Annotated in this window: 26 protein-coding genes; 16 read left to right on the forward strand and 10 right to left on the reverse strand. The window is 48.5% G+C overall.

All coding sequences use genetic code 11. The features are described 5' to 3' along the window. Positions 1-47 precede the first annotated feature (47 nt). The 4 genes from V7728_RS11245 (at position 48) to V7728_RS11260 (ending at position 3,555) form a co-directional block, all read left to right on the forward strand. Positions 48-731, forward strand: coding sequence for a response regulator transcription factor (locus V7728_RS11245; protein WP_007410267.1), 684 nt, complete (start codon positions 48-50; stop codon positions 729-731). Then, a complete protein-coding gene (locus tag V7728_RS11250; RefSeq protein WP_162992601.1) occupies positions 718-2,151 on the forward strand; it encodes a sensor histidine kinase in 1,434 nt (477 codons plus the stop codon). Before V7728_RS11245 ends, V7728_RS11250 begins: the two co-directional genes overlap by 14 nt. A 152-nt stretch (positions 2,152-2,303) precedes the next feature. Then, positions 2,304-3,452 carry a Rap family tetratricopeptide repeat protein gene (locus tag V7728_RS11255; RefSeq protein ID WP_007410270.1) on the forward strand — a complete coding sequence of 383 codons (1,149 nt, stop codon included), beginning with the start codon at positions 2,304-2,306 and terminating at the stop codon, positions 3,450-3,452. Beyond that, positions 3,436-3,555, forward strand: a complete 120-nt coding sequence (locus tag V7728_RS11260; RefSeq protein ID WP_033575081.1) for a PhrC/PhrF family phosphatase-inhibitory pheromone — start codon at positions 3,436-3,438, stop codon at positions 3,553-3,555. The genes V7728_RS11255 and V7728_RS11260 overlap by 17 nt, the downstream gene beginning before the upstream one ends. 148 nt (positions 3,556-3,703) lie before the next feature. On the opposite strand, the gene V7728_RS11265 is transcribed toward V7728_RS11260, so the two are convergent. Continuing rightward, the gene (locus V7728_RS11265; protein ID WP_369719092.1) at positions 3,704-3,814 is read right to left on the reverse strand and encodes a YjcZ family sporulation protein; all 111 of its coding nucleotides are present in this window, start codon (positions 3,812-3,814) and stop codon (positions 3,704-3,706) included. A 79-nt stretch (positions 3,815-3,893) separates the two neighbouring features. Further along, positions 3,894-5,258 (reverse strand): aspartate kinase, encoded by a 1,365-nt coding sequence (locus V7728_RS11270; RefSeq protein ID WP_020955323.1) that lies wholly within the window; start codon positions 5,256-5,258, stop codon positions 3,894-3,896. 413 nt (positions 5,259-5,671) lie between these two features. On the opposite strand from V7728_RS11270, the gene V7728_RS11275 reads away from it, so the two are divergent. From V7728_RS11275 to V7728_RS11290, 4 genes are read left to right on the forward strand one after another with little or no spacing between them, the layout of a single operon-like run. Then, positions 5,672-6,625 (forward strand): ABC transporter permease, encoded by a 954-nt coding sequence (locus V7728_RS11275; RefSeq protein WP_059366593.1) that lies wholly within the window; start codon positions 5,672-5,674, stop codon positions 6,623-6,625. Next, complete coding sequence (locus tag V7728_RS11280) at positions 6,615-7,562, forward strand: iron chelate uptake ABC transporter family permease subunit (protein ID WP_014416905.1); 948 nt, start codon at positions 6,615-6,617, stop codon at positions 7,560-7,562. Before V7728_RS11275 ends, V7728_RS11280 begins: the two co-directional genes overlap by 11 nt. Beyond that, positions 7,556-8,314, forward strand: coding sequence for an iron ABC transporter ATP-binding protein (locus V7728_RS11285; RefSeq protein WP_012116804.1), 759 nt, complete (start codon positions 7,556-7,558; stop codon positions 8,312-8,314). Before V7728_RS11280 ends, V7728_RS11285 begins: the two co-directional genes overlap by 7 nt. Positions 8,315-8,335: 21 nt before the next feature. After that, positions 8,336-9,280 (forward strand): siderophore ABC transporter substrate-binding protein, encoded by a 945-nt coding sequence (locus V7728_RS11290; protein ID WP_095352402.1) that lies wholly within the window; start codon positions 8,336-8,338, stop codon positions 9,278-9,280. Between the two features lie 41 nt (positions 9,281-9,321). Here the strand turns inward: V7728_RS11290 and V7728_RS11295 are convergent, their stop codons facing one another. From V7728_RS11295 to V7728_RS11310, 4 genes are all read right to left on the reverse strand, one after another. Beyond that, positions 9,322-10,746 (reverse strand): MDR family MFS transporter, encoded by a 1,425-nt coding sequence (locus V7728_RS11295; RefSeq protein ID WP_025284231.1) that lies wholly within the window; start codon positions 10,744-10,746, stop codon positions 9,322-9,324. 17 nt (positions 10,747-10,763) lie between these two features. After that, positions 10,764-11,639 carry a TetR/AcrR family transcriptional regulator gene (locus V7728_RS11300; protein WP_099566395.1) on the reverse strand — a complete coding sequence of 292 codons (876 nt, stop codon included), beginning with the start codon at positions 11,637-11,639 and terminating at the stop codon, positions 10,764-10,766. A 160-nt stretch (positions 11,640-11,799) separates the two neighbouring features. Then, complete coding sequence (gene nfsA, locus V7728_RS11305) at positions 11,800-12,546, reverse strand: oxygen-insensitive NADPH nitroreductase (RefSeq protein ID WP_025284232.1); 747 nt, start codon at positions 12,544-12,546, stop codon at positions 11,800-11,802. Positions 12,547-12,562: 16 nt separating this feature from the next. Further along, positions 12,563-12,850 (reverse strand): putative quinol monooxygenase, encoded by a 288-nt coding sequence (locus V7728_RS11310; protein ID WP_003156323.1) that lies wholly within the window; start codon positions 12,848-12,850, stop codon positions 12,563-12,565. Between the two features lie 141 nt (positions 12,851-12,991). On the opposite strand from V7728_RS11310, the gene V7728_RS11315 reads away from it, so the two are divergent. Next, a complete protein-coding gene (locus V7728_RS11315; protein WP_012116810.1) occupies positions 12,992-13,306 on the forward strand; it encodes an ArsR/SmtB family transcription factor in 315 nt (104 codons plus the stop codon). 27 nt (positions 13,307-13,333) lie between these two features. Here the strand turns inward: V7728_RS11315 and gabR are convergent, their stop codons facing one another. After that, positions 13,334-14,743: a MocR-like transcriptional regulator GabR gene (gabR, locus tag V7728_RS11320; RefSeq protein ID WP_099566396.1), complete on the reverse strand. Its 1,410-nt coding sequence runs from the start codon at positions 14,741-14,743 to the stop codon at positions 13,334-13,336. Positions 14,744-14,850: 107 nt separating this feature from the next. Here gabR and gabT point away from each other — a divergent pair, with 107 nt between their 5' ends. From gabT to gdh, 4 genes are all read left to right on the forward strand, one after another. Further along, the gene (gene gabT / locus V7728_RS11325) at positions 14,851-16,158 is read left to right on the forward strand and encodes a 4-aminobutyrate--2-oxoglutarate transaminase (protein WP_023356706.1); all 1,308 of its coding nucleotides are present in this window, start codon (positions 14,851-14,853) and stop codon (positions 16,156-16,158) included. Positions 16,159-16,263: 105 nt separating this feature from the next. Further along, positions 16,264-17,652 carry a succinate-semialdehyde dehydrogenase gene (gene gabD / locus V7728_RS11330; protein ID WP_007410282.1) on the forward strand — a complete coding sequence of 463 codons (1,389 nt, stop codon included), beginning with the start codon at positions 16,264-16,266 and terminating at the stop codon, positions 17,650-17,652. A gap of 154 nt (positions 17,653-17,806) precedes the next feature. Continuing rightward, positions 17,807-18,670 (forward strand): RhaT/GlcU family sugar-proton symporter, encoded by an 864-nt coding sequence (locus tag V7728_RS11335; RefSeq protein WP_003156317.1) that lies wholly within the window; start codon positions 17,807-17,809, stop codon positions 18,668-18,670. A 20-nt stretch (positions 18,671-18,690) separates the two neighbouring features. After that, positions 18,691-19,476 (forward strand): glucose 1-dehydrogenase, encoded by a 786-nt coding sequence (gene gdh, locus V7728_RS11340; protein ID WP_003156315.1) that lies wholly within the window; start codon positions 18,691-18,693, stop codon positions 19,474-19,476. 45 nt (positions 19,477-19,521) lie between these two features. On the opposite strand, the gene V7728_RS11345 is transcribed toward gdh, so the two are convergent. Genes V7728_RS11345 through V7728_RS11355 form a run of 3 tightly spaced genes read right to left on the reverse strand, consistent with a single transcriptional unit; the run spans position 19,522 to position 22,379 of the window. Further along, on the reverse strand, positions 19,522-20,133 hold the full coding sequence (locus V7728_RS11345) for a YcnI family copper-binding membrane protein (RefSeq protein ID WP_099566397.1): 612 nt from the start codon (positions 20,131-20,133) through the stop codon (positions 19,522-19,524). 12 nt (positions 20,134-20,145) lie between these two features. Further along, on the reverse strand, positions 20,146-21,774 hold the full coding sequence (locus V7728_RS11350) for a copper resistance CopC/CopD family protein (protein WP_099567257.1): 1,629 nt from the start codon (positions 21,772-21,774) through the stop codon (positions 20,146-20,148). Between the two features lie 32 nt (positions 21,775-21,806). Next, entirely contained in the window at positions 21,807-22,379 is a 573-nt protein-coding gene (locus V7728_RS11355; RefSeq protein WP_076425699.1) for a DeoR family transcriptional regulator, read from the reverse strand. Between the two features lie 179 nt (positions 22,380-22,558). Between V7728_RS11355 and V7728_RS11360 the strand changes: the two genes are divergently transcribed. From V7728_RS11360 to V7728_RS11370, 3 genes are all read left to right on the forward strand, one after another. Further along, positions 22,559-22,900, forward strand: coding sequence for a hypothetical protein (locus tag V7728_RS11360; protein WP_014416915.1), 342 nt, complete (start codon positions 22,559-22,561; stop codon positions 22,898-22,900). 177 nt (positions 22,901-23,077) lie between these two features. Further along, positions 23,078-24,517, forward strand: coding sequence for a PTS mannitol transporter subunit IICB (locus tag V7728_RS11365; protein ID WP_007609434.1), 1,440 nt, complete (start codon positions 23,078-23,080; stop codon positions 24,515-24,517). A 25-nt stretch (positions 24,518-24,542) separates the two neighbouring features. Continuing rightward, the gene (locus tag V7728_RS11370; protein WP_012116817.1) at positions 24,543-24,974 is read left to right on the forward strand and encodes a PTS sugar transporter subunit IIA; all 432 of its coding nucleotides are present in this window, start codon (positions 24,543-24,545) and stop codon (positions 24,972-24,974) included. Position 24,975: the final 1 nt, after the last annotated feature.

Consider the following 24,975-nt stretch of genomic DNA (forward strand, 5'->3'; position numbering starts at 1 on the left):
AAATGGTGCTATTATAAGAAAAAGCGTGAAGATAAGCGGAGGAACCAATGAAGATATTAATGATAGAAGACAATATAAGCGTATGCACCATGACGGAAATGTTCTTTTTTAAAGAAGGATTTGAAGCCGAATTTGTCCATGACGGAGTGGAAGGCTATCAGCGTTTCACGGAAGAGGACTGGGATTTGGTCATTCTGGACATTATGCTTCCATCAATGGACGGAGTGACGATCTGCCGGAAAATAAGAGAGACGAGCAGTGTGCCGATTATTATGCTGACCGCAAAGGACACGGAGTCTGATCAGGTGATCGGGTTTGAAATGGGAGCCGACGACTATGTCACCAAGCCGTTCAGCCCGCTGACACTAGTAGCGCGGATTAAAGCGGTGATCAGAAGATACCGGGCGACGGGGCAGGCCGTTAAAAGCGACGACTTGATCGAAACGGCGTGTTTTTCAATCAATAAGAAGACGCGGGAAGTGTTTCTGCACGGAAAACCTGTCGAGAATCTGACGCCGAAGGAATTCGATCTGCTCTTTTATCTCGCACAAAACCCGCGCCAGGTTTTTTCGAGAGAGCAGCTGCTTGAGCAGGTGTGGGGCTATCAATTTTACGGCGATGAACGTACGGTTGATGTTCATATTAAACGGCTGCGCAAAAAACTGTCCAGTGAGGAAAAACCGTTTTTATACACGGTGTGGGGGGTAGGATACAAATTTGATGAGGATTAAATACTTATATCAGCTGCTGTTAAGTCATGTCAGCATTTTGATTTTGGCCTTTTTCATCATCATTTCCCTGTTTTCGCACTTTGTGAAAGATTTTGCGTATCAAAATAAAGTGGATGAGCTGTCTTCTTACGCGCAGCAGATCACAAGTGAGCTGAACGGCCGCGATCTTGATCTGCGCCGCCTGTATCCGTATCAGGACATGTTAAAAACGCGCGAGACCAGGTTTATTATTTTTGATGAACATCAGCGGCCTTACTTTTTTCCTGACGATATGCCGCCGCGCGAGAAGCTGAAAAGTAAAGAGTGGCACATGCTGAAGCAAGGGAAAACCGTTCAGATCAGAGCGGAGATGAACCGTTTTAATACAGAAGGTTTAGAAGTATCGCTTGTCGCAAAACCGCTTTTTATCAACGATCAATTTAAAGGCGCGGTGCTGCTCGTGTCTCCCGTCAGAGGGGTCGAGCAGATGATCAGCCAGGTCAACCGCTATATGATTTACGCGATCATCAGCACCCTTATCATCACGATTCTGCTGAGCTGGCTTTTATCTAAATTTCACGTCAAGCGGATTCAGACATTGCGGGATGCGACCGGAAAAGTGGCATCCGGTGATTACGATATTTCGCTCAAGAACAGCGGCGGCGATGAAATCGGCATGCTGGCGTCCGATTTCAACATCATGGCCAAAAATCTGAAGCAATCGAGAGAGCAGATTGACCGCCTTGAAAAACGGAGGCGCCAATTTATCGCCGATGTCTCCCATGAGCTGAGAACGCCTTTGACGACCATTAACGGACTTGTGGAGGGGCTTAACAGCAACACCATCCCGGAAAAAGATAAAGAGAAATGCTTCTCGCTGATCAGCGAAGAAACGAAGCGGATGCTCAGGCTCGTGAAAGAAAACCTGGATTATGAAAAAATCAGATCCCAGCAAATCAAACTGGACAAGCTCAGTCTGCCGCTCATCGAGGTGTTTGAAATTATTAAAGAGCATCTCAATCAGCAGGCGGAGGAAAAACAAAATCAGCTGCGGATTCAAGTGGAGGACGGCGTCAAAGTGTTCGCCGATTATGACAGGCTGATCCAGATTCTCGTCAACATCACGAAAAACAGCATTCAATTTACGCAAAAGGGAGACATCACGCTGCGCGGGTATGAAGGCTATAAAGAAACGGTGATTGAAATCGAAGACACCGGGATCGGCATCTCCAAAGAGGAAATTGAACATATATGGGAGCGGTTTTATAAGGCGGACGTGTCCCGGACGAATACGGCATACGGCGAATACGGACTCGGCCTTTCCATCGTCAGGCAGCTCGTCGAAATGCACAAGGGTACGATAGATATTGACAGCGAAAAAGGAAAAGGCACGACCTTTACAATCCGCCTTCCGCTGAATACGAAAAATGAATCATCTTGAAACCGGCGGTCCCGTCTGGCCGCCGTCTGTTTTATCTCCGCTCGGAAAATTGCGCTCTGCCGAAACAAAGTTTGCGTGTTTTTCGGGATGGAAAGAGACGGAAACGTGATAAAATAACTGGTAAACAGGTCTTGGATGGGGAGGGTGAAGGAATGAAGAGCGGGTTAATTCCTTCTTCAGCAGTCGGGCAGAAAATTAACGAGTGGTATCGATACATCAGAACATTCAGCGTGCCGGATGCGGAGATCTTGAAGGCCGAGATCAAACAAGAGCTTGACCATATGGAGCCTGATTCGAACTTAGTGCTTTATTATTCCCTCATGGAATTTCGCCATCAGCTGATGCTGGATTACTTGGAGCCGCTGGAAAAACTGAAGATAGAAGACCAGCCGACCCTGTCGGAAATTCTTGATAACATTGATAACAGCCAGGCCGGCCTCAAAGGGCTTCTCGATTATTACGTCAACTTTTTCAAAGGCATGTTTGAATTTGATAAAAGAGAATTTATCTCAGCGATTACATATTATAAACAAGCTGAGAAAAAACTGGCCTTCGTATCGGACCACGTGGAACGGGCGGAGTTTTATTTTAAAGTGGCCGAAGCTTATTATCATATGAAACAAACGTATTTTTCTTTGATACATATAAAAAACGCTTATGAAATTTACGTAGAGCAGGACACATATAACGTCCGGATCATTCAATGCCATTTTGTATTCGGCGTCAATTTAATGGATGAAAGGCGCTTTGAACAGGCGGCCAAACATTTTCAGCACGCTCTGCAAATGGCCGAAAAAGAACAAAAAGCGCAGCTTGTCGGGAGGGCGCTGTATAACCTCGGACTGTGCTACTACAATCAGGACCGCATCGGCGAAGCGATTCCGTACTTTGAACGGGCGGTCGATACATTTGAATCACAAAGAATCGTCAATTCTCTTCCTCAAGCATATTTTCTAATCACACTCATTTACTTTAAACTCGGAAAAAAAGAAAAAGCGTCGGAATATCACAAGCGGGGATATGAATATGCTAAAGAAACAGACGATCCCGTTTACACGGTAAAATTCGAATGGCTGCAGGCTCTGTATCAGGCGAAACCGGATGAGGAAACAATCAGCGCGTGTTTCCGTTACCTGGAAGATAAAAATTTATACGCCGATATAGAGGATTTAGCACTAGAAGCAGCTAAATATTACTATGAACAAAATTGCTTTAAAATTTCTTCTGACTATTTTCTGAAAGTCGAAGAGGCAAGGAAACAAATACAAAGGAGTGAGGGTTTGTATGAAATTGAAATCTAAATGGTTTGTTATTTGTTTAGCAGCCGCCGCGATTTTTACAGTGACAGGTGCAGGCCAGACAGATCAGGCTGACTTCCATGTAGCTGAAAGAGGAATGACGTGAGAAGAAAATAGCCTGAACAAAGGAAAAGACTGCATGGGAATGTTCCCGGCAGTCTTTTTTTGCGCGGCCGGACTCGGACAGCGGCGGAAAACAAAAGAAAACGCCGCAGGTCAAAACCCGCAGCGTCCTCATATAGACGGAGTGATGCTTAGAAGCCGCCAACATAGGCAGTACCTACAATAACCAACAGGATAAATAAAACAACGATCAAAGCGAAAGAGCTGATTCCAGAATATCCTGACATGAGCTTCACCTCCATATTGTCTATACCATACAATATGTAAAAGAAGCTGCTTTGTAAGGGATATTAGTGGACAAGAGAAAAAAGAGGCGGTGTCCTATGAGAGTAAGACTCCGGCGAAAAATTCGTCATACAGTGCCCGCACCGCGTGTTTTTCCTGTTCTTCTTTCACTCCGAACATCATGCTGACTTCCGATGACCCTTGATTGATCATCTCGATGTTGACGCCGGCTTCCGACAGTGCTTTGGATGCCCTGGCGGTTGTGCCGACATTATGGCGCATCGCTTCCCCGACGACCATAATCAGCGCCAGATTGTGCCTGACTGTGACTTCATCTGCTTGAAGTTCCTGCTTCAGACGGGTGACGAGCCTGTGTTCCAGTTCTGAGTCCATCTGATTGTGCCGAAGGATGATCGTGATGTCGTCAATGCCGGATGGAACGTGTTCATACGTCAATCCTTCTTCCTCCAAAATGTGAAGGGCTTTGCGGCCGAAACCGATTTCCCGGTTCATTAAATATTTGCTTATGTAAATGCTGCAAAAGCCCGTGTCGCTTGCGATGCCGATGACTGGCCCGTTCGTATTGTCACGGCTGCTGACGACGCGTGTTCCTTTCGCATCCGGATTATTCGTATTCTTAATTTGAACGGGGATGCCGGCCCGAAATGCGGGAATCAGCGCTTCATCATGAAAAACGGAAAATCCGGCATAGGAGAGCTCACGCATTTCCCGATACGTCAGTTCGTTAATTTCTTTCGGATGCCGCACGATTGACGGGTTGACGGAATAGACGGCGTCCACATCAGTAAAGTTTTCGTACAGGTCGGCTTTTAAGCCGCTGGCGAGAATGGAGCCGGTAATATCAGAACCGCTCCGGGAAAACGTCACAATCTCATGCTCCTTCGTGTAACCGAAAAATCCCGGAAAAATGATCAAGCCTTCACGGTTTCTTAGACGGTACAAATGACCATAAGACTCAGGGAGCACCTGCGCGCTTCCGGGTTCATTCGTCACAAACAGCCCCGCTTCTTTCGGACTTACGTATTCCGCTTTCACGCCCTGCCGTCGGAAGTAGGCTGCGATCAGCTTCGCGTTGTTGTCCTCGCCGCTCGCCTTCACCGCATCCATATATTGTTCGGGATTGGTTTTACAGCTGTTTAAAAGAGCGAATAGGTCACTGCGGATTCTTTCTATAATAGAGAAATCCAGGTTCAGCTCACGCGCGATGGCGGCGTACCGTTCAATGACCGTTTCGGCAAGCTCGGGCGCTGCACCTTTTTGCAAATAATGCTCCGCACAGCGGATTAACAGATCCGTCACCTTTGTATCGTCCGAGAAGCGTTTTCCCGGTGCCGATACGACGACGGCTTTCCGCGCGGGATCAGCCGTCACGATTTGAAACACTTTCTCAAGCTGGGCTCCTGACGCAAGAGAGCTGCCTCCGAATTTTACAACTTTCATGATTTACATCCCCTAATATTTAAATTTTCTCACAAATTTAATTTTTATTATCTCTCTTTCAAACATGTAAATCAAGGATTTTTTCTACTTGGGAAGAACATTTGTATTTTCGTGGAGGAATTTTGCCGCTGTTTGTCAGATTTGTTTCCCTCAAGCGTGTCATCATGTGCAAAAAATGATAAGCAGCCAAATGTAGGTTATAGAAAATCCTGCAAATTCTTGATAGACTGATTGTAAGACAATTTAGTGTACGGCCCGCGGATGACCGCTTTTGAAAGCAAAACTGTATTGACTGCGCTTGGAAAGATGATAAGATTATAATTGTCGTTGATAATGATAATCATTACGAGTGGGATATATGGGAGTTGTTTGGCAATCAGTCATACCGTTTGTGATGGGTGCAGGGAGGCAGCATGAAGCTACGTTACTTACTTTTGCTACTGGCGGTTTTGGCGTGTACTTCTATATTTATCGGTGTAGAAGATTTGTCGCCGCTGGATATTTTTCATTTAAATAAAGAACAGGCGGGTACATTGTTTGACAGCCGGCTGCCGCGTTTGGTGAGCATTATCATCGCCGGCATGAGCCTGAGCATCTGCGGATTAATCATGCAGCAGATCAGCCGGAATAAATTTGTATCGCCGACGACTGCGGGAACGATGGATTGGGCAAGGCTCGGAATCTTGATTTCATTAATGCTTTTTACGTCAGCGAGTCCGCTTGTGAAAATGTCTATCGCTTTCGTTTTCGCGTTGGCGGGAAATTTCCTTTTCATGAAAATCCTCGAGAGAATCAAGTTCAATGATGCGATTTTTATTCCTCTCGTCGGTTTAATGCTTGGGAACATCGTCAGCTCAATCGCCACGTTTATCGCATATAAATATGACCTGATCCAAAACCTGTCGTCTTGGCTGCAGGGAGATTTCTCACTGGTCGTCAAAGGCCGGTATGAGCTTTTATATCTGAGTATCCCGCTTTTGATCATCGCTTATGTGTATGCGGATAAATTTACGGTGGCGGGAATGGGAGAGAGCTTTTCCGTCAATCTCGGCCTGAAATACAAACGCGTCGTCAATATCGGTCTGATTATCGTGTCGCTCATCGCTTCACTGGTGATCCTGACCGTCGGGATGCTGCCGTTTCTCGGTTTGATCATTCCCAATATGGTGTCGATTTACAAAGGGGACAACCTGAGGAGCAGCCTGCCTCACACCGCTCTGCTGGGCGCTGTTTTTGTGCTGTTTTGCGACATTTTGGGAAGGGTGATCATCTTCCCGTACGAAATTTCCATCGGCCTGATGGTCGGTGTTATCGGCAGCGGCATCTTCCTGTATATGCTGTTAAGGAGAAAAGCATATGAGTCATAATAAAAAAATTACGCTGCTGGCGGCGCTCGCCATGATATGTATCGGATTCTTCCTGTTCTACGGACTGGGCAATTGGGAATACTCCCTGCCGAGACGATGCTTCAAAGTGCTTGCCATGATGCTCACCGGAGGAGCGATCGCGTTTTCGACGGTCATCTTCCAGACGATTACAAATAACCGCATACTGACACCGGGCATTTTAGGCCTCGATTCCCTGTATATGCTCATTCAGACCGTCATCGTGTTCCTGTTCGGTTCAATGAATATCGTCATGATGAACAAAAATCTTAATTTCGTCATCTCCGTCGGGCTGATGGTGCTCTTGTCACTCGTTTTGTATCAGCTCATGTTTAAAGGCGAGGGGCGGAACGTGTTTTTCCTTCTGCTTGTCGGCGTCGTGTTCGGCACGCTGTTCAACAGTCTGTCATCCTTTATGCAGATGCTGATTGATCCGAATGAGTTCCAGGTTGTTCAGGACAAAATGTTTGCCAGCTTTAACAATATCAACACCGATCTTTTATGGTTTGCCGGTGCTGTCTTTCTTCTGACGGGCATTTATGTCTGGCGGTTCACGCGGTTTTTTGATGTGCTGTCGCTCGGCAGGGAGCACGCCGTCAACCTGGGGATTGATTACGATAAGCTTGTGAAACAGATGCTCATTGTCGTCGCCATTCTTGTGTCTGTCTCTACGGCTCTTGTCGGGCCGATTATGTTTTTAGGACTGCTTGTCGTCAATCTGGCGAGAGAGTTTTTAAAAACCTACAGGCACACGTATTTAATCGCGGGTTCTGTCCTGATCAGCATCGTCGCGCTCGTCGGGGGCCAGTTCGTCGTGGAGAAAGTGTTCACGTTTTCCACGACGCTGAGCGTCATCATTAATTTTGCCGGCGGGATTTATTTTATCTATCTGCTGTTAAAGGAGAATAAATCATGGTAGAGGTCAAAAATGTAAGCAAACAATACGGAGGGAAAACCGTCCTTGAGAAAACGTCTCTATCCATTCAAAAGGGCAGGCTCACCTCATTTATCGGTCCGAACGGCGCGGGAAAAAGCACGCTGCTGTCTATCATGAGCCGGCTGATTAAGACGGATTCCGGGGAAATTACGGTCGACGGGCAAGAGATCGGGGCCTGCAAAAGCAACGATCTGGCAAAAAAAATCAGCATCCTGAAGCAGACGAACCAAATCAATATCAGGCTGACGATTAAAGACCTGGTCAGCTTCGGCAGATTTCCGTATTCCCAGGGGAAACTGACGGATGAAGATTGGGTGCATATCAACCAGGCCCTCAGTTATATGAAGCTGGATGAATTAAAGGATAAATACCTCGATCAGCTCAGCGGAGGCCAGTGCCAGAGGGCGTTTATCGCGATGATCATCGCTCAGGATACGGACTATATTTTTCTCGATGAGCCGCTGAACAATTTAGATATGAAGCATTCCGTTGAAATGATGAAGCTGTTGAAGCGGCTTGTGGAAGACTTCGGAAAAACGGTCGTCGTAGTGATTCACGATATCAACTTCGCATCCGTATATTCAGACCATATCGTCGCACTGAAAAACGGCCGGATCGTCAAAGAAGGGCCTGCGGAGGAGATCATTGAAACCTCCGTGCTTGAAGATATTTATGATATGACCATCCCGATTCAAGAGATTGACAGTCAGCGGATCGGTGTGTACTTTTCTTAAAAACCAGATGAGGTGAAAGTCATGAAAAAATTCGCATTGCTAATCATTGCACTCGTTACGATTTTTGTTGTTTCTGCATGCGGAAACGGGGACAAAACATCAGGCAAATCAAAAGAAACAATCACAATCAAAGATGACCTGAACAAAGAAGGCGTCAAAGTGCCGAAGAATCCGAAAAAAGTCGTCGTATTCAACTTCGGAATGCTGGATACGATGGATGAACTCGGTTTACAGGATCACGTGGCGGGACTTCCGAAACAAAACCTTCCAAAATACTTATCTTCATATAAAAGTGATAAATACGCCAATACCGGCGGTTTAAAAGAACCGGATTTTGAAAAAGTCGCGGATATTGATCCGGATTTAATCATTATCGCCCACAGACAATCTGATTCTTTTAAAGAGTTCTCAAAAATCGCGCCCACGATTTATCTTGATGATGACTATACAAACTACGTTGACAGATTCAAGCACAACACCGAAGTGATTGGCAAAATCTTCAACAAAGAAAATGAAGTGAAAGATAAGCTTGCGAAAATTGACAAATCCATTGCGGATCTGAAGAAAAAGACAAGCAGCACGGATAAAAACGGGTTAGTGGTGATGGCGAACGACGGCAAAATCAGCGCGTTCGGATCTAAATCAAGATACGGCTTCATTCATGATGTGTTCGGCGTCAAACCGGCTGACAAAAACATCGAAGCCTCATTGCACGGACAAAGCATTTCCTATGAATATATCGCCAAAACAAACCCTGATTACATGTTTGTCGTTGACCGCGGAACAGCGATCGGCACAAAATCTTCAACAAAACAAGTGGTTGAAAATGATTATGTAAAATCGGTGAAAGCCGTGAAAAACAACCATGTTGTCTACCTTGATTCAGCTACATGGTATTTATCAGGAGGCGGCCTGGAATCCATGGCGCAAATGGTGAAAGAAGTAAAAGACGGAATCGAGAAGTAAAAAAAGAACCCGGTCACATACGTGATCGGGTTCTTTTTGGTTTACCGCGTAACGGCCTGCTGCTGCTCGGGCTGACGCGGTTTTTTCTTCAATATAAAAGATAGGAGGAAGCCGGCCAGCGCGATGCAGGCGGCTACGACAAATGCCGCATTCATGCCGTGCAGGGCGGCGTTTGCCGGAGTTGTCGCATTTGCGTGCGCGGCCTGGCTGCTCATCACGGAAACTAGCAGCGCCGTACCGATAGAACCGCCGACTTGGCGGACGGTATTGTTCATGGCTGTGCCGTGCGGAATTAAGTGGCGCGGCAGGGCGTTGATTCCCGCTGTCGTCACCGGCATCATAATCATGGCTGTTCCCAAAAGCCGCGCGGTATAAACGACGACAATCCAAATGAGAGACGTCGAGTCCGTCAGATTCATAAACGGCAGGGACGTGAGCAGGATGATGAAGAATCCGGTCATCGCAAGGCCCTTTCCGCCGATTTTGTCAAACACCCGGCCGATAAACGGAGACATCATCCCCATCACAATCGCGCCCGGCAAAAGCATTAATCCGGTATCAAACGCGGATACGCCCCGGACTTTTTGCGTGTAAAGCGGGAGAATAGTTTCCGTTCCGATCAGCAGCGCGAAAACAAGCGTTCCGAGCAGGGTGGTCAGGCTGAAAATCCCGAAAGAAAACACGCGGAATTCCAGCATCGGTTTTTTGAGCTTCATCTGTCTTGCGATAAAGAAAATCAGCGCGACCGCTCCGACAAGCAGCGAAGTCAGCACTTCAGCACTGGTCCACCCTGATGAACCGGCGCTTGAGAAGCCGTAAAGCAGACCGCCGAATCCGAGGGTCGATAAGACCACGGATAAAATATCAATCTGTGTTTCTCGTAATGTCGTGACGTTTTTCATCAGAATAATCGCTAAAAGCAAATCGATGACTGCGATCGGGAAGATGATATAAAACAAAGACCGCCAAGAGAATGCTTCGACCGCCCATCCGGAAAGCGTCGGGCCGATCGCCGGCGCGAACGAAATAACTAAGCCGACCATACCCATGGCGCGGCCGCGCTTTTCCATCGGGAAAATCGTGAGAAATACCGTCTGCATGAGCGGCAGCATAATTCCGGCACCGGCCGCCTGGATAATCCGGGCCGTCAAGAGCACCGGAAAGTTCGGTGCGAATGCGCCGACAATGGTGCCCGCCGTGAAAATACTCATGGCGGAAATCAAGAGGGTGCGGCTTGTGAATTTCTCTATTAAAAACGCGGTAATCGGAATCAAAATCCCGTTCGTCAGCATAAACGATGTTGTCAGCCATTGCGCTTTGTTGGCGTCTATATTGAAGTCATTCATAATGTGCGGCAGCGCCGTGATAAGCAGTGTCTGGTTCAAAATGGCGACGAACGCTCCCGCCAAAAGAATCCCGACAATGACAGAGCGGTTGTATGGTGCAGTTTTAATACTCTTATTCAAGCTGATTCCTTCTTTCTTTATAGTTTGAGCAATGTTTTAATGGCTGCAAGCGGCTGGTGCAGCGGTCCGGCCTGCTCCAAATAACCGATGAGCGCTTTGATGAGAAAATCCCGCGGCTGTTTGTCCGCTGATTCTTTCTCCAGCATAGCCGCCGCGGAAGCGAGTCCTGCGGCGTCATATTTTTCCTCCGGAAGGGCTGAGACGGCTTCTTTCAGTTCCTTCAGGCTTTCAGCCAGCAATACGGTTTTGTCTTTCGGCTCAAATGAGGTAGCGGAGGCGATATAAAGGTCAATCATCTCCTGAGGCAAAGCGGTCTCGGTTGTCCTGTTTTCGACGATGAGATTGAGGTGGCGGATGATAAACTCCGTGAGCGGCTCCAGGGCGAGCGGTTCTTTTTCCAGCTTAATCAGCGTGATGCATTCTCTCAGGAGCCCCTGCAGGACGATCACCAGCTCCCATACATAAGGAATAATGTCTTCGCCGTACGTCTGAATCAGTGAATCGCGATGCCAGCAGATAAAGGTGGAGCGGGCCCTGTGAATATGCCGTTTTACCCGCTCATTAATGGAAGAGGGGCTTCCGTACATCAGCATATTAAAAAACTGCTGATTGCGCCTGAAGCCTTCAAGCTCAGCCATCAGTTTTTTGGCAAACCGTTCCTCAGGGGAGAGGCTTGTTTCTTCATTCAATAATGAAGCGGCGGCTACCATCTGTTTCTGGTTAAAGTCGAGCAGCTCCAACAGCAGGTCTTCCTTTGATTCAAACAGCTTATATAAAGATGCTTTGGAGACTTTGCACTCCTCTGCGATCGCCTGCATCGAAACCGACGAAAAGCTTTTCCCGGAAAAAAGCTTTCTTGCCGCCAGCAGAATATCCGTTTTCTTATCATTCATAAGCCCAGATTCCTTCTTTCGTCACAATAGAAAACCCATCGGTTCACAGAAAACCAATGAGTATATGATGAAAATATTAACAAAAATTTTTACACAGTGTCAACGCTTTTGTTTGAGAAACAGAAAAAACCTGCCGGAGTGTTCCGGCAGGCTGATCCGCTTATTTATCCGTCTTAAACCCTTGTTTTTCAAGCATTTCACGAATGTGAGGATAATAAAGCTGCTTATAGTAGGAGGTGATGCCTTGTGACCAGTTTCTCGTTTCCTGTCCGTCGGTGCGTTTTTTCATGTATTCGGACATCTGCTTGTCATAGGCCTCGATATGTGTTCTTAAATCTTCTTCTTGATACGTTTCATGATGCAGAACGGCTGCTTGCGGCAGACGCGGTTTTTTCGCGGAGCGGTCTGCCGGATGGCCGATGACGAGACCGGAAACCGGGAAAACGTATTTCGGGAGTTTCAGCAATTCAATGAGTTCGTCCGGCTTGCCGCGCACGGCGCCGATCGGCACAGTGCCGAGTCCCATTGATTCAGCCGCAGCCGTTGCCGTACCCAGCGCAATCCCGACATCTACGGCTCCGACTAAGACGGACTCTAAACCGTTCGTGATCTCAAGCGGTGTATCATTATACTCTTCAAGCGCAATTTTGGCACGGTTAAAATCAGCGCAGAATAAAAGGAAAACCGGCGCTTGGTCAATCCACGGCTGGCCGCCCGCCAATTCGGATATTTTTTTCTTCCGTTCCTTATCTTTCACCGCAATAACGGTAAATTGCTGGCCGTTAATGGAAGTCGGCGCTGCCTGAGCGGCTTGGATGATAAGGTCCAGCTGTTCATCCGATACGGGTTCATCTGTGTAGCTGCGGATGGAACGGTGGTCTGTTAATAATTGAAGGACTTCGTTCATGTCATTCATCCTTTCGTTACTCTGACAGTTCTGTGCGGACGACGTCAAGCGGCGCACTCAGCACTTCTTTTGCTTTTGCCACGAATCCTTGGAAATGGTCAGTTGCGTTGTGGAATTTCATCGCTTCTTCATCTTTCCATTGTTCAAGCATGACGAATGTATTTTCCTCACCGACTTTTTCGAAAAGGTCGTATTGCACATTTCCTTCTTCCGCGCGTGAATGCTGAACAAGTGATTGCGCTTCTCCTAAAAATTCCTCGCGTTTATCCGCTTTTACTTTCATGTAAGCCTGTAAGACGATCATGGTTATTCCTCCTGATTGGGTTAATTTGTTATAGTTCGAATATTATCGAACTAACTGTAACATGTTTCGCTGCGAATGGTAAAGGAAAAACCCTCACCGCCTAAATTGTCACCCGCCGATGATCTGTGTTACATTTGACTCATGAACATTCCAAACCATCCTGAAACCGAACGCTTACAGCTGACAAAGGTTCTTCATGCTCTGAGTGATCCGCTCCGCTTAGAGCTGGTCAAACAATTGGCGGAAACAACAGAAAAAACGTGCGGAACCTGCGCTGATGTCCGGGTCGCTAAATCAACGCTGTCCCATCACTTCAAAGTGCTGCGGGAAGCGGGGATCGCCCAGGTGCGCATAGACGGGAAGCACCGCTATTATTCCCTGCGCAAAGATGATTTACAAGCGGCGTTTCCCGGCCTGCTGGAGGCGATTTTGCAGACAGAGCCGGACCGCTGGTAAATAAGTCCCCGAATTCCGGGGGTTTTTTTATGCGCCGAAAACCGCCCGGTAAAGCCTGTAGACGCCTTCTTGAATATCGCTCTCCTTCAGGCGGGCGAACCCCAGGATAAGCTGCGGTTTGTTTGAATCGCCTCCCGCTCTCAGACGGAACCGGCTCATCGCAAACAGATCGAGCTGTTCTGCATCCGCCCGTGCCAATATCTCTTTTTCTGAACGGGCGCAGTCAAACTCAGTGACAAAATGAAGCCCCGCATTGGCGCCCTTTACACTGATTCTTTCACCGAATGTTTCTTCCAAAGCCGAAATGAGGCGTTCCCGCATGTTCTTATAATGCTGCTTCATCTTTTTAATATGTTTCTGATATTCACCTGATTCGATAAATTCTTTCAGCGCGAGCTGGGCAAGCGTGCTGCACGTATGCAGGTCATACGTTCTCTCTTTGAAAGTCCGCAAAAGCCCGGGCGGCAGAACCATATAGCTGATGCGCAGACCTGGGAAAAGGGATTTTGAAAAGGTCCCCATGTAGATGACATTTTGAAACCGGTCAAGGCTTTGAAGCGCCGGTATCGTATCGGCGTCATATTTAAATTCACTGTCATAATCATCTTCAATGATGAAGCGGCCGTTCTGTTCGGCGGCCCAGTTTAAAAGCTGAATCCGCCGGGAAGCCGGCATGATCACGCCTGAGGGGAATTGATGGGAAGGCGTGGTGATCAATACAGAGGGCCGGCGTTTTTCGATTTCGTTCATGGACATGCCTTTTTCATCAAGGCTGATCGTCGCCGTCTTTTTCCCGAGGTTTTGCAGCAGCCGGTACATCCTCATATATCCCGGGTTCTCCATGGCGTAGAGCGCGTCTTTTGGCAACAGTTCCGTCAGCAGCTGCACCAGCAATTGCGTGCCCGCTCCGAGCACGATTTGTTCCGGGCGGCATGTAACGCCCCTTGTCAGGGAAATAAGCCGCGAAATTGTTTCACGGACTTCATATAAACCTTGCGGATGGACGAGTTCTCCGAGTGTATGAAATGAACGGGCGGCTGCTTTCTGCTCACAGCGGAACCAGCTTTTCAGGGGGAAATGCGCCGTATCCACGCTCATATGAGAAAACGAAATCCAGCCGCTTTTATCCGTCTCCCGCTCTTTCAAATTATCAGGCAATGAGAGCGAAGGCGTTTCTTCATGATAAACCGTATCAATTTCCTCCACGAAAAAGCCTTTTCTTTCAACCGCATATAAATAACCTTCTGAAAGCAGCTGCTGATAAGCTGAATTCACTGAATTCACGCTGACCTTCAGCGTCTCGGCAAGCTCCCGTTTAGACGGCACCTTTGTATGAGGCATCAGGCTGCGCTTCAAAACGGCCGCTTTTATGTGCTGATAGATCTGCTGATAGATATAATCCGCCGTTTCCGAATGGTCAATGGAAATCGTCAGCATCCAGACTCTGCCCCTTTCTGATACCATGGATAAATTGATTTTGGTACTTTTCATCATACCAAAAAGAAGTCAGAATGATAAGAAAACAATGCAGGGGGATGGAATCTATGAGTCGAACAGCATCATCGGAAGTGACAACTGCCCAGTGGCAGCAAAAACGGGATCAATTCGTTTCCAAGGGGGTCGGCAACGGAAACCGCAGCATGGCGGTAAAAGGGGAAGGGGCGCTTTTGTACGATTTGGACGGCAGACGATTCATTGATTTTGCCGGAGCGATCGGAACGCTGAATGTCGGCCATTCCCATCCGAAAGTGGTGGAGGCCGTGAAGAAACAGGCGGAGGATCTGATTCACCCGGGATTTAACGTCATGATGTATCCGTCTTATATTGAGCTGGCCGAAAAACTTTGCGCCCTTGCGCCGGGAGATCATGCGAAAAAAGCGATTTTTCTCAATTCGGGGGCGGAAGCGGTGGAAAACGCCGTGAAAATCGCCAGAAAATACACGAAGCGCCAGGCTGTCGTGTCATTTACAAGAGGGTTCCACGGCCGCACGAACATGACGATGAGCATGACGAGCAAGGTGAAGCCTTATAAATTCGGTTTCGGCCCGTTTGCCTCAGAGGTGTATCAGGCGCCGTTTCCTTACTATTATCAAAAGCCGGCCGGCATGAGCGACGAGCAGTATGACGACTTTATCATCAGCGCTTTTGAGGATTTCTTTATCGCCGCAGTTGCACCGGAAACCGTCGCCTGTGTCGTCATGGAGCCGGTTCAGGGAGAAGGCGGCTTCATCATTCCGTCAAAACGTTTCGTCCAGCACGTCGCCGCTTTTTGTCAAAAACACGGCATCGTTTTTGTGGCGGATGAGATTCAGACCGGTTTTGCCAGAACGGGAACGTATTTTGCGATTGAGCATTTCGGAGCCGTTCCGGATTTGATCACCGTATCCAAATCACTTGCGGCCGGATTGCCGCTGAGCGGCGTCATCGGCCGGGCGGAAATGCTTGATGCCGCCGCGCCGGGGGAACTCGGGGGCACATATGCGGGAAGCCCGCTCGGCTGTGCGGCTGCGCTTGCGGTCTTGGATATTATTGAAGAAGAAGGGCTGAATCAGCGTTCCGAGGAGATCGGCCGGATCATCGAGCATCAAGCGCTCGAGTGGAAAAAAGAGCATGCCTGTATCGGAGAAGTGCGCAGACTCGGCGCGATGGCGGCCATCGAAATTGTCAAAGATCCGGACACGCGGGAACCGGACAAAGCAAAAGCCGCGGCGATCGCCAAAACGGCGAACGAGAACGGACTGCTGCTGCTGACGGCCGGCATTAACGGCAACATTATCAGATTCCTGACGCCGCTTGTCGTGACGGATGAGCAGCTCAAAGAAGGCCTTTCCATTATCGAAGCAGCTCTGTGAGTTCAATTATTGGAATGCCGGCGGATGTGTCTGCTATCATGAAAGTGTGAGATACATCAACCAGCATTCAATGGCTTTACTATAGCAGAGAAAGGAATGTTCAATATGCCAGAACAATTAACAGTGTACAACCCGGCAACGGGAGAGGCGATCGAAAGCATCCCCCAGCAGACGGCCGAAGATGTTGAAAAAGCGATTGAACGTTCACATCAAGCGTTTCAATCATGGTCCAAAACATCAGCGGGAGAACGTGCCTCACTTTTGAGAAAATGGTATGAGCTGATTGTTGAAAATAAAGAAGAACTTGCGGAATTAATTACGAAAGAAAACGGCAAACCGTACGAAGAAGCGGTCGGAGAAGTTTTATACGGCGCCGGCTATATTGAATGGTTCGCCGAAGAAGCAAAACGGATTTACGGCAGAACAGTACCTGCGCCGACAACGGGCAAACGGATTGTCGTCACCCGTCAGGCGGTCGGCCCGGTAGCCGCGATCACGCCGTGGAATTTCCCGAATGCGATGATTACAAGAAAAGCCGCGCCCGCTTTGGCGGCAGGCTGTACGTTCATCATCAAACCGGCGGAGGATACGCCGCTTTCCGCTTACGCCCTTGCGCGTCTCGCATATGAAGCGGGAATTCCGAAGGACGTGCTGCAAGTGGTAATCGGTGACGGAGCCGAAATCGGAAACGTCTTCACCAGCAGCCCGAAAATCCGCAAAATTACCTTTACCGGCTCAACGCCTGTCGGCAAAATCCTGATGAAAAACAGCGCCGACACCGTAAAACATATGTCAATGGAGCTTGGCGGACATGCGCCGCTGATCGTGGATGAAGACGCTGATCTTGATCTGGCAGTAGCCCAAACAATGGCCTCTAAATTCAGAAATGCCGGCCAAACCTGCGTCTGTGCGAACCGGCTGATCGTACACGAATCCGTAAAAGACGAGTTTGCGAAAAAACTGAGTGAAGAAGCTGCGAAACTCAAAGTCGGAAACGGTCTTGAAAAAGGCGTAAACGTCGGCCCTGTCATCAACAAAAAAGGCTTCGATAAAATCGTCGGCCAAATTAATGACGCCGTGGAAAAAGGCGCAAAAGTGCTCACGGGCGGAACGTATGACCAAAACGATGAAAAAGGATGCTATTTCGTGACACCGACCGTGCTGTCAAATGTAGATACATCCATGAACATCATGCATGAAGAAACATTCGGCCCGGTTGCGCCGATCGTTACGTTCTCAGATATTGATGAAGCGATCAAGCTTGCGAACGATACGCCGTTCGGGCTTGCGGCTTATTTCTTCACAGAAAACTACCGCCGCGGCATCTATATTTCTGAACAGCTTGAATACGGCATCATCGGCTGGAATGACGGCGGTCCGTCCGCGGTTCAAGCGCCGTTCGGAGGAATGAAAGAAAGCGGCATCGGCCGTGAAGGCGGTACGGAAGGCATTGAGCCGTACCTGGAAACCAAATACATGTCTATCGGACTTTAATGAGCCGAAAAGAAAGCCCCGCTTCTAAGCGGGGCTGTTTTTATTGAGCAGTCTGCCGGTGAATATCGCCGGCAGGCTTTTTTGATCTAGCGGGAATAATCGGTTCGATTCCAGACAAAATAACAGCAAATACGATTGAAAGAAGGTCGCCATCATGGATATATTACTGGCTCTTCTCCCGGCTTTATTTTGGGGGAGCATCGTGTTATTTAACGTCAAATTAGGCGGCGGGCCTTACAGCCAGACGCTGGGAACGACAATCGGGGCGCTCATCGTTTCGTTTGTGTTGTATCTGTTTGTCCACCCGGTGCTGTCTGGGCGCATTTTTATTGTCGGCATCATCTCGGGGCTGTTTTGGTCGCTCGGCCAAAGCAATCAGCTTAAAAGCATACAGCTGATGGGCGTTTCAAAAACGATGCCGATATCAACGGGAATGCAGCTCGTCTCGACTTCTTTGTTCGGTGTGATCGTATTCAAAGAATGGTCAACCCCGATCGCGATTACGCTGGGTATTCTCGCCCTTATTTTTATCATCATCGGGATTGTGCTCACATCTTTAGAAGATAAAAAGGGGCGGGCGGACGGAGAACCGGGAAACTTAAAAAAAGGCATTGTCATCCTGCTGATCTCCACGCTCGGTTATTTGGTCTATGTCGTTGTGGCCCGGCTGTTCGGCGTATCCGGATGGTCAGCGCTCCTGCCGCAGGCGATCGGGATGGTCATCGGCGGACTGCTCCTGACGTACAAGCATAAACCGTTTAATAAGTACGCCCTCAAGAACATTCTGCCGGGAATCATCTGGGCGCTCGGGAATATGTTTCTGTTCATCTCACAGCCGCGCGTTGGAGTTGCGACAAGTTTTTCCCTCTCTCAAATGGGGATCGTCATCAGCACGCTCGGCGGAATCTTTATTCTCCGTGAGAGCAAAACGAAGCGTCAGCTGGTCGCCATTGCCATCGGGATTATCCTGATCATTGTGGCCGCGGTATTCTTAGGCGTTGCGAAATCAAATTCATAACAAATGCAGGAGGTTTGAACATGTACACGGATTTAAAAGGAAAAGTCGTTGCCATTACGGGAGCTTCATCAGGATTAGGAAAAGCGATGGCGATCCGCTTCGGACAGGAGCAGGCGAAAGTCGTGGTTAACTACTATAGTAATGAAAAAGACGCCCAAACCGTTAAAGAAGAGATTCAAAAAGCGGGAGGCGAAGCGGTCATCGTTCAAGGAGACGTCACAAAAGAAGAAGATGTCAAAAACATCGTGCAGACCGCGGTGAAGGAATTCGGGACATTGGATGTCATGATCAATAACGCCGGCATGGAAAATCCGGTTCAGTCACATGAAATGCCGCTTAAAGACTGGAACAAAGTCATCAATACCAATCTGACCGGCGCTTTCTTAGGAAGCCGCGAAGCCATTAAATATTACGTAGAGAATGATATTCAAGGAAACGTCATTAACATGTCAAGCGTACATGAAATGATTCCATGGCCTCTGTTTGTTCACTACGCGGCGAGTAAAGGCGGCATCAAATTGATGACGGAAACGCTGGCGCTTGAGTACGCGCCGAAGCGCATCCGTGTCAACAATATCGGACCGGGAGCCATCAATACGCCGATCAACGCGGAAAAATTTGCGGATCCCGTTCAGAAAAAAGATGTGGAAAGCATGATTCCGATGGGATATATCGGTGAGCCGGAAGAAATCGCGGCTGTCGCCGTCTGGCTTGCTTCAAAGGAATCAAGCTACGTAACCGGCATTACGCTGTTTGCTGACGGGGGAATGACCAAATATCCGTCATTCCAGGCAGGCCGCGGATAAGAAAAAAAGCGATCGCAGGCTCTTTAGAGCCGGATCGCTTTTTGCTTACGCGCGTTTTTTCTTTACAAGCGCCGCGATGGAAAGGATAATCGCCGCAGCTGACAGAACGATTGCTGCAATATCAAGCGCTGATACGCCGGATTTGCTTTCTTCGTTTGACTGTTCAGCTCCGTGCGCATCCGTCACGCTGGCCGATTTCGTGATTTTCGTAATCGAGTGAGGCGTGTCGGCTTTCTCATCACCCGTCCATTCTACAATGCTGCCGTCTTTGTAATATTGGTAAGCGTCCCAAGCGGCATCTCCGCTCTTTTCAGGATTTTTCGCAACGAACGTGAACTGCTGGAATTGGCCGGGCTGGATGCCGCCGTCCTTTGCTTCCCAAGTGACGGAGACCGCTTTGTCATCATGTTTGGATACGGATGTTTTCCAGCCCGGAATCGGCTGATATTGCTGAAATTCAACGCCGGCGGGCACTTTCAGCACGACTTTCGTTGTCGGCTCATTCTTTTCCACAGGCACTTTCATCGTGTACGTTTCCCAAGAACCAGCGGCGGATTCCGCCGGTTTGACTGAGACGTGGGCGCTTGCTGCCGCCGTAAAACCGACGAGTGACAGGGTCACGGCGGATATGAATAATAAAGCCTTTTTTTTCAACATGAGATACACTCCTTAGTTTGTCGTTGAGAATATTTGGTTGATTTCATTAAAATCGTTTGTCAGCCCGTGGACTTTGATCTTCCAGTTTCCCTTTTCGGTGATGGACAGGTTGGCGGCTTCGAATGTGCCTTCCTTCGTCTTCTTCAAATCAAAGGTGCTTTCATGCTGTTTGCCGCTGAAGCCCGTCTGGTAAACAGTGACCGTAAATTGCTGAATGTCTTTTACCAAGCTGCCGTTGTGATCGGTGACAATGACTTGAAATTCATTTTTACCCGGCTGGTTCGGCGTAATGTGCAAGGACAGGGTTTCCCCGTTTCCGATCGTTTCTGAGCCGTTAAAAGGCAATGGCGCAGGCGGCGGCGGGCTGGGCAGGCTTGTGAAGACGGCGGTTGTAAATAATACCGCGATGCCTAGTGCCCATTCAGCCTTTATCGTTGCGCTGATGCTCCTTTTTCTGCTGAACTTCGTCATCCATACGTGAACAGCGCCGAGCGCAAGCATGATGACAAACAGTCCGATTTTCAAAAGGAGCGTCTTACCGTAAGCGGTGTGAAAGAGTGAATCAAACGTGCGGATAATGAAAAATCCGTTCAGCACACCTGAAAATAACAGCACACCGACAGAGGCGAACGCCCAAGGAGAAAACCGTCTGACCGTTTCCCAAGCGATGGTTTTATCGGGTTTTCTCCACTCTGATGAAAGAAGCAGCACAAGCGCGGCGATACCGCCCATCCATACAGAAGCGGCCGATAAATGGAGAAAGTCCATCGCGATGCCGACCGCTTTTTCGTCGATAACCGCCGCATGCCCGGCGAATGCTTTTGCCAAAAGCGAAGCGAAGAAGAACAACAGCGGCGCCGTCCAGTACGCAAATGACCGGAATGCTTTCTTCTTCAACAGCGGGATCATGGACAGGGCGAGCAGGATAAATAAGCTGATCTGGATCATCCAGACGTACCCGCCTGCCGTTTTCAGAAGCGTTTCTTTTACATAGTCCGGCTGGAACGCGGCGCTCCAAGCGCCGCCCGCGTTTTCTTTCGTCTGGATCGGGAGCTGGCAGATAAGCGCGAGTCCCGTTACACATAAAGAAATCACGAGCAGCTTTACAGTTCGTTTTGCTTTTGATGAATCTTTATTATTTCTGTACCAAAACAGATGGAAAAAAGCCGTGCCGATAAACAGGGAGAGAGCGGTGTACAAAATACCGCGGTCGATGGCCGCTTCGGGATGAAGCGCCGCTTGCGATGATGTCTGCTCCTGAAGTTCTCCGCCGGCTTGTCCGATACTGAAAGGGATGACGCCGGATACCGGATGTCCGTCGGCCGATACCGCGTTCCATTCCGCTCTGTAAATATCATGCGGCAGGTTTTTTTTCAATGCCGCGGTCATGATGCGGGCATCATTTTTTTGAATCACCGTTTTGCCCGCATCGACCCGTTCGCCGGATGAATTATAGACCTTAATGGAGTGGAAGCCTTCTTCAATCTGTTCATTAAACTCAATTTCAATCTGCTTCGGCGCTTGTTTTAATTCGCTGTTCTCACCCGGATTTGAGTTTGTGATGTAGGCGTGGGCGAAGCTTGTTTTCGGAATCAAAACAAGGAACAGCAAAAAGATGAGCCAGCGTTTGTTCTGTCTCATGGATGATGACACCGCCTTCCGGTTGGTTGTTGTTATGTCTTGCTGCAGGTGCATCCCTTCTGCCTGTCGTGTAAGATGATGTCCGCCGCCTCGTCAAAGGTGCAAATGACCCCGCCGAATCCTTTTTGAAACCGTTCTGCGTAATCAAGCGTTGAGAAGGGAATCGCCTGAGGCCGGCAGCAGTGAAGGTCAATATCGGCATGGGCTAAAAAGTATGCGGAAGCGGCCGTCAGCGTCGTCTGGAGAAGAAAATCTTTACAAATGACGTGGGACACTTCTTCCTTTTTATCCTCATACCGCAAAATCGCGCAATGAATGCAGCACATCTGCTCAACGGCTTGTGAAACGGTAATAAGCTGAACAGAATACGAATGCTGAATCGGCCGCAGGCAATAGCCGCATTGATTGGCGCTTCGTTCTGAAACGGGAGGGAGCGTAATGCCGCCGGGTGTCCGGATAATCCGGTTTGCATCCGCCAGCTGATTGACGTCTCTGTACACGGTCATCTCGGAGACGCCGAATCTCTCGCTTATGTCAGAGATTTTCAGCGCGCCCTCTTCTTTCAGCCATTCAAGCAAGGTTTGCTGTCTGTGAATCGGAAGCAATTCTGCATCCTCCTTTTTATGATGCGAATGAGTGATGAACCTCCCTCTAAGAGTAGATGTTTTCACAAATGCACACAAGAGCCTGATGATAAAATATGTGAAAAAATGTTGAACAATCACAAATGTAAAAGACGTAGTCAGACTCTGTTATAATAGAAGGGTTGAATGGAGGAATAAACATGAAAGAAACGACCTGCCCGAACTGCGGCAAGCCGATTACAGGCGACATGGTCAGATCATCCATGATCCCGTGCCAGTTTCAGTGCGGGCATTGCCATGTGAAATTGCGTGAATATAAAGTATCAGCTCCGATTATGGCTGCGGCCATTGCGATCACGGTGCTTTTGATTTATCTTGTGCAGATGGCCAGAACCGCCGTCATGCCGATGTTTCCGGCAGCGCGGTATGTGCCGGCCGCCATTTTCGCGCTCGTATGTGCGTATCCGGTGTTTATTATCAGTGAGCGGCTCATTGCCAAACTCGTCGTCACAAAAGGACACATTATATACAGAAAGCGGTAAGACACCTTTGATGAGGTGTCTTTTTTTTGTTAAGGAGTTGTCACAGTCTCTGTGCCAAACTCCTCTTTACTTTTCATTGAATGGGGATTGTAAGCGTTTTATGATGAAGACACAGGGGAGAGAGAGAAACCCCGTGTCTTATTTATTTTCATCTGAAGGCAAGCAAACAGGGAGGGAATGAACATGCAGCAAGAACAGCAAGCTGGCATGAAAGTGAAGATACAGCGGTTCGGCAGTTATTTAAGCGGTATGATCATGCCGAATATCGGCGCATTTATCGCATGGGGAATTATCACCGCGCTGTTTATACCTAAGGGGTGGTTTCCGAATCCGCAGCTGAATACATTGGTAAGCCCGATGATTACGTATCTTCTGCCGCTTTTAATCGCATATACGGGCGGAAAAATGATTTACGATCACCGCGGGGGAGTCGTCGGAGCGACGGCGGCCATCGGAGTCATTGTCGGAGCGGACATTCCGATGTTCTTAGGGGCAATGATTATGGGGCCTTTGGGCGGTTATCTCATTAAACAATTAGACCGTGTGTTTAAAGATAAAGTCAGACAGGGTTTTGAAATGCTGATCAACAACTTCACGGCGGGAATTATCGGAGCTGTGCTCACGATTATCGCGTTTTATGCGATCGGCCCGGTTGTCCTGTCTCTAAACAAATTGCTGGCGGCGGGTGTGGAAGTCATTGTCCACGCGAATTTGCTGCCGATTGCAAGCGTTTTCGTAGAACCGGCGAAAGTCCTGTTCCTGAATAACGCGATCAACCACGGCATTTTAAGTCCGATCGGAATCGAGCAGGCCGCCAAAGCGGGTAAATCCATTCTGTTCTTAGTGGAAGCGAACCCCGGGCCGGGACTCGGTATTTTACTGGCATATATGTTCTTTGGGAAAGGCTCTTCAAGATCGACGGCCCCGGGAGCGGCGATCATTCATTTCTTCGGGGGGATTCATGAAATCTATTTCCCTTACATTTTAATGAAACCGATGCTGATCCTCGCGGCGATCGCCGGGGGAGCGAGCGGACTGCTTACATTCTCGATCTTTAACGCGGGTCTTGTCGCGGCATCATCTCCGGGAAGCATCATCGCCATTTTGGCGCTGACGCCGAAAGGAAGCTACCTCGGCGTGCTGGCGGGCGTCATCGTTGCCGCGGCCGTATCGTTTATCGTCTCGGCGCTTATTCTGAAATCGTCTAAAGCGGGCGAAGAAGATTTGACAGCCGCGGCGGAAAAAATGCAGGAAATGAAAGGCAGGAAAAGTGAAGCGGCGGCCGCGTTGGCAGACAAAGAGGAAGAGCCGGAAAACAGCGCCGCTGATATTTCCGCCGACCAAGTCAGCCGCATTATCTTCGCGTGTGACGCGGGTATGGGATCGAGCGCAATGGGCGCCTCCATTTTAAGAAACAAAGTGAAAAAAGCAGACCTGGATATTGATGTGACAAATACGTCGATCAATAATCTGCCGAATGACGCGGATATCGTCATTACGCATAAGGACCTGACTGACCGCGCGAAAGCGAAGCTGCCGCAGGCGGTGCACATTTCGGTTGATAATTTCTTGAACAGCCCGAAATACGATGAACTGATTGAAAAGCTTAAAAACTAATCAAACAGAAAGAGGGATTTTCATCATGGAAGTATTGGCTAAAGCGAACATCAAACTGAACCAGACGGTGAACTCAAAGGAGGATGCCATCCGCCTCGCGGGACAGACATTGATTGATAACGGCTACGTGAAGAACGGCTATGTGGAAAAAATGTTCGAACGTGAAGAAACATCATCCACGTTTATGGGGAATTTCATCGCGATCCCGCACGGCACGGAAGATGCAAAGGATGAGGTGCTTCATTCAGGCATTTCCGTCATCCAGATTCCGGACGGTGTGGAATACGGTGAAGGCAATACGGCAAAGGTCGTTTTCGGTATCGCCGGAAAAAACAATGAACACTTAGACATTCTGTCAAACATCGCCATCATCTGCTCAGAGGAAGAAAACATCGAACGGCTGATCAGTGCAAAGACGGAAGAAGAACTGGCCGCTATTTTCAGCGAGGTGAACTGAC

The sequence above is a fragment of the Bacillus sp. JHAA genome, assembly GCF_036961585.1.
Lineage (GTDB): Bacteria > Bacillota > Bacilli > Bacillales > Bacillaceae > Bacillus > Bacillus velezensis.

What these genes read in the sequence shown, in the direction of transcription:
- V7728_RS11245 (WP_007410267.1), top strand. Translation starts at nt 48, where the DNA reads ATGAAGATATTAATGATAGAAGACAATATAAGCGTATGCACCATGACG.
- V7728_RS11255 (WP_007410270.1), top strand. Translation starts at nt 2,304, where the DNA reads ATGAAGAGCGGGTTAATTCCTTCTTCAGCAGTCGGGCAGAAAATTAAC.
- V7728_RS11260 (WP_033575081.1), top strand. Translation starts at nt 3,436, where the DNA reads ATGAAATTGAAATCTAAATGGTTTGTTATTTGTTTAGCAGCCGCCGCG.
- V7728_RS11265 (WP_369719092.1), bottom strand. Translation starts at nt 3,814, where the DNA reads ATGGAGGTGAAGCTCATGTCAGGATATTCTGGAATCAGCTCTTTCGCT.
- V7728_RS11270 (WP_020955323.1), bottom strand. Translation starts at nt 5,258, where the DNA reads ATGAAAGTTGTAAAATTCGGAGGCAGCTCTCTTGCGTCAGGAGCCCAG.
- V7728_RS11275 (WP_059366593.1), top strand. Translation starts at nt 5,672, where the DNA reads ATGAAGCTACGTTACTTACTTTTGCTACTGGCGGTTTTGGCGTGTACT.
- V7728_RS11280 (WP_014416905.1), top strand. Translation starts at nt 6,615, where the DNA reads ATGAGTCATAATAAAAAAATTACGCTGCTGGCGGCGCTCGCCATGATA.
- V7728_RS11285 (WP_012116804.1), top strand. Translation starts at nt 7,556, where the DNA reads ATGGTAGAGGTCAAAAATGTAAGCAAACAATACGGAGGGAAAACCGTC.
- V7728_RS11290 (WP_095352402.1), top strand. Translation starts at nt 8,336, where the DNA reads ATGAAAAAATTCGCATTGCTAATCATTGCACTCGTTACGATTTTTGTT.
- V7728_RS11300 (WP_099566395.1), bottom strand. Translation starts at nt 11,639, where the DNA reads ATGAATGATAAGAAAACGGATATTCTGCTGGCGGCAAGAAAGCTTTTT.
- nfsA (WP_025284232.1), bottom strand. Translation starts at nt 12,546, where the DNA reads ATGAACGAAGTCCTTCAATTATTAACAGACCACCGTTCCATCCGCAGC.
- V7728_RS11310 (WP_003156323.1), bottom strand. Translation starts at nt 12,850, where the DNA reads ATGATCGTCTTACAGGCTTACATGAAAGTAAAAGCGGATAAACGCGAG.
- V7728_RS11315 (WP_012116810.1), top strand. Translation starts at nt 12,992, where the DNA reads ATGAACATTCCAAACCATCCTGAAACCGAACGCTTACAGCTGACAAAG.
- gabR (WP_099566396.1), bottom strand. Translation starts at nt 14,743, where the DNA reads ATGCTGACGATTTCCATTGACCATTCGGAAACGGCGGATTATATCTAT.
- gabT (WP_023356706.1), top strand. Translation starts at nt 14,851, where the DNA reads ATGAGTCGAACAGCATCATCGGAAGTGACAACTGCCCAGTGGCAGCAA.
- gabD (WP_007410282.1), top strand. Translation starts at nt 16,264, where the DNA reads ATGCCAGAACAATTAACAGTGTACAACCCGGCAACGGGAGAGGCGATC.
- V7728_RS11335 (WP_003156317.1), top strand. Translation starts at nt 17,807, where the DNA reads ATGGATATATTACTGGCTCTTCTCCCGGCTTTATTTTGGGGGAGCATC.
- gdh (WP_003156315.1), top strand. Translation starts at nt 18,691, where the DNA reads ATGTACACGGATTTAAAAGGAAAAGTCGTTGCCATTACGGGAGCTTCA.
- V7728_RS11345 (WP_099566397.1), bottom strand. Translation starts at nt 20,133, where the DNA reads ATGTTGAAAAAAAAGGCTTTATTATTCATATCCGCCGTGACCCTGTCA.
- V7728_RS11350 (WP_099567257.1), bottom strand. Translation starts at nt 21,774, where the DNA reads ATGAGACAGAACAAACGCTGGCTCATCTTTTTGCTGTTCCTTGTTTTG.
- V7728_RS11360 (WP_014416915.1), top strand. Translation starts at nt 22,559, where the DNA reads ATGAAAGAAACGACCTGCCCGAACTGCGGCAAGCCGATTACAGGCGAC.
- V7728_RS11365 (WP_007609434.1), top strand. Translation starts at nt 23,078, where the DNA reads ATGAACATGCAGCAAGAACAGCAAGCTGGCATGAAAGTGAAGATACAG.
- V7728_RS11370 (WP_012116817.1), top strand. Translation starts at nt 24,543, where the DNA reads ATGGAAGTATTGGCTAAAGCGAACATCAAACTGAACCAGACGGTGAAC.